General features: G+C 45.1%; 4 protein-coding genes. 2 read left to right on the top strand and 2 right to left on the bottom strand.

Translation table 11 applies throughout. The features are described 5' to 3' along the window. Window positions 1-311 precede the first annotated feature (311 nt). A complete protein-coding gene (locus V7K25_RS05200; protein ID WP_335155709.1) occupies window positions 312-1586 on the top strand; it encodes a sensor histidine kinase in 1275 nt (424 codons plus the stop codon). Then, window positions 1564-2211, top strand: coding sequence for a response regulator transcription factor (locus V7K25_RS05195; RefSeq protein WP_335155707.1), 648 nt, complete (start codon window positions 1564-1566; stop codon window positions 2209-2211). The genes V7K25_RS05200 and V7K25_RS05195 overlap by 23 nt, the downstream gene beginning before the upstream one ends. Before the next feature lie 50 nt (window positions 2212-2261). Here V7K25_RS05195 and V7K25_RS05190 read toward each other — a convergent pair whose 3' ends face one another. Further along, window positions 2262-2714: an MOSC domain-containing protein gene (locus V7K25_RS05190; RefSeq protein WP_335155705.1), complete on the bottom strand. Its 453-nt coding sequence runs from the start codon at window positions 2712-2714 to the stop codon at window positions 2262-2264. Beyond that, the coding region (locus tag V7K25_RS05185; RefSeq protein ID WP_335155703.1) for a reverse transcriptase domain-containing protein at window positions 2674-3155 on the bottom strand (482 nt) is incomplete at its 5' end. The genes V7K25_RS05190 and V7K25_RS05185, both read right to left, overlap by 41 nt.

Below are 3155 nucleotides of genomic sequence, written 5' to 3'. Positions count from 1 at the left end.
GTCGGAACGGCTCTACCGATACTAGAGACAGATTCGTTATATATAAAGGAGAGTTTCATCTCAACAGCGCCCATCTCTAAGCCTTCTGCCTCCTTCACCGAAGAAGCGGAGGGGCAGGGCGCTCAAAGCTTGGGGAGCAAGCCCTGACCTAGAGCCGTGGAGCGGAGCGGAACATGGGTCTGAAGCCCCACCATAAAGGGCGCTCTTACTGGGGCGGAGTACAAGCTCGTCTGGTGTTTTCCCCCTTGCTCCCTGCCCCCTGCTCCCCTGCCTCTTTTGACCTCTTTACCTCTAAAATTGTGAAAATACCTATGGTTTTGTTAGAAAGACCATTGAGTTGGAACAGTTCTATGGTTCGCTTGACTTACCCATCGTTTCGTTTGTTGCTTTACTTAGAGTGGCTGTTATTAGCCACGGCAGTGTTCATGGAAGTTCTGCTGCCGTTTCAGTTGTCGTGGTCGTTGCTGCTACGAGTTCTGGCCATCGCAACTTTCAGCTTGATGGGCTTAAAACTACCAATGGTTAAGCTGGAAACAAAATTACTTTATACAGCCCTGGAATTCGGTTTAATTTGGCTACCAGCGATTCAACATAGCTTATCTCCTCGCTCCGTTTTGCTGCTGTGTCTGGTGCTGGTGATGCGGAGTTGTCTGATATTTAAGCGATCGGGACAGTTGGTTGTCTTGGGTTTATCTTTGCTTTCTCATGGAATACTGCTTTTGTCAAGACCCATTGAACCTGAGAATTTTATGCGAGATAAGATGATCGCTATGTCTTGGGATTGGCGATTAAGTAATATATTATTGTTTAGCTTAACGTTAGTATTCGCTTTACTGTTAATTAATGCCCTGCTTGCAGAGCGCCAAAGTCGAGAGCAGTTAGAAATTGCCCATCAGCAATTAGAGATCACCAATCAACAACTGTGCCAGTATGCGCTACGGATTGAAGATCAGGCAACTTTGCAGGAACGCAACCGAATTGCCCGCGAAATTCATGATGGGTTAGGACACACTCTCGCCGCCCAAACCATTCAGATTAATAATACTTTGTTGTTTTGGCAATCAAATAGTGATAAAGCATTGACATTTCTCAAACAGGCGAAAGAATTGGGGGCTGAGGCGCTGCTAGAAATTCGGCGATCGCTTTCTGTTTTGCGTTCAAATCCTTTGCAAGGGCAATCTCTCAAATCAGCTATTGAAAAGCTACTGACAGATTTTCAGCAAACCACAAGTATTGAACCTTCCTGTAAAATTGATTTACCGCACACTTTACCAACAGAAGTAAACACAGCCCTTTACCGCATTGTGCAAGAATCGTTGACAAATATTTGCAAACATGCGGAGGCAACGAGTGTCACTGTTAGACTACTGGCTCACGCTGGGATGATTCATCTGTCAATCGAAGATAATGGAAAAGGGTTTAACCCCACTCAAAATACAACCGGGTTTGGGTTACAAGGGATGCGAGAACGGGCGGTTGCAATGCGCGGCCAGTTGAATCTCCACAGCCAACTAGGAACTGGTTGCTGTATTTCTGTTTCTTTGCCACTATCAAAGCTAGCTTATGATTCAGATTTTATTAGTTGACGATCAGCATCTTATTCGCCAGGGACTTAAGAGTATGCTTGAGTCAAATGCAGAGATGCAGGTAATCGGTGAGGCGGAGAATGGGCAACGGGCGCTCGAACAGATTGCGGTGCTGCAACCCGATATTGTGCTAATGGATATCCGAATGCCCGTAATGGATGGAGTAGCCACAACAAAAGCGATCGCTCAACAATATCCTGACATTAAGGTTCTTGTCCTCACCACCTTCGATGATGATGAGTATGTTTTCCAGGCGATGCGGCTAGGTGCAAAGGGCTATTTGCTTAAGGACACCGAACCAGATGAACTAATGTTGGCAATTCGATCCGTCTACAAGGGACAAACCTTACTTGGGCCGGGATTGTTTGAGAAAGCACTCACGCCTATTGCTGCACCTGTTGCATCTGTGCAACCTCCTCCAGAATTGGCGCAACTCACAGCTAGAGAATTAGATGTATTGCGGTTAATTGCTTGTGGAGCCAATAACCGTGAAATTGCTGAATCCCTGTTTCTTTCAGAAAATACTGTTAAGAATTATGTTACCAACATTTTGAGTCGGTTGAGTTTACGCGATCGCACTCAAGCCGCTTTGTTTGCCTATTCGTTGTTTGGTGAACTTAAATAGATAAATACAAAAATCATATCAATGCCACACCAAATTACCAACCCAATAGCTTAATGCTCTGGTTCGACTTGCTGTTGGAAGTAAGTTCGCAAACCATCTGCCAAAGCTGGAACCTGAACAGCACGGCGCACTAAATTTTCGTCGGCTTCACGCACGTAGATTTGCACAATATCGGCAACTGTGACATTGTTTTCATCCCGACTCACCAATTCAATCTCATCCCCTGCACCAATTTCACCTTCAAGGACTACTGAAAAGTAAATGCCACTCAAACGACTGTTGAGAAACCGTTTGACCATATCATCGCGCCCAAACTTGAGATTGAGCTTGAAGCAGGGAAACCGGGGCTGCGTCACCATCACAATAGCCGTGCCAATACGAAAGCGATCGCCAATATTCACTTTTGTTTCCAATAAGCCCTCAATTGTTAGGTTTTCTCCAAATGCACCCCAAGGCAAGTCCTCATCTGGTAACTCCTGCCGCCAGTAAGCATAATGCTCCATTGGATAAGTTTCTAGACCCGTCCATCTTGCAGAACTTATGGTAATTTCTCCAACCTCTAACTACCGGGGCTAATTTCATAGCCTTTGTGGTAGCACCATAATTCGAGTTGTTGACGATGTGTTTTACTTTCTTACGAAAAGCTTTGAAATTATCCACTGAGGGAATACTTTTGAACTTTCCGTTTTTCTGGACTTTGAAGTGCCAGCCGAGGAAATTAAACCCATCTGTCGCTGCGGTAACTTTGGTTTTCTTTTGGCTTACATTCATTCCGCGTTTGCGGAGAAACTCGCTGATTCTTTCAAGTATCTCTGTCGCATCGTCTTCGGGTCGGAGTATAATACCCATGTCATCCGCGTAACGGATTGATGGTTCGATGATACTCTCTGTTGGGGTTTTGTTTGTTATTCTCTTACCCCTTTTGTAGCTCTTATGGTATCTGT

Source organism: Nostoc sp. (assembly GCF_036919495.1).
In the GTDB taxonomy this organism is placed as follows: Bacteria; Cyanobacteriota; Cyanobacteriia; order Cyanobacteriales; family Nostocaceae; genus Nostoc.
This window is presented reverse-complemented; position numbering and strand designations above follow the sequence as displayed.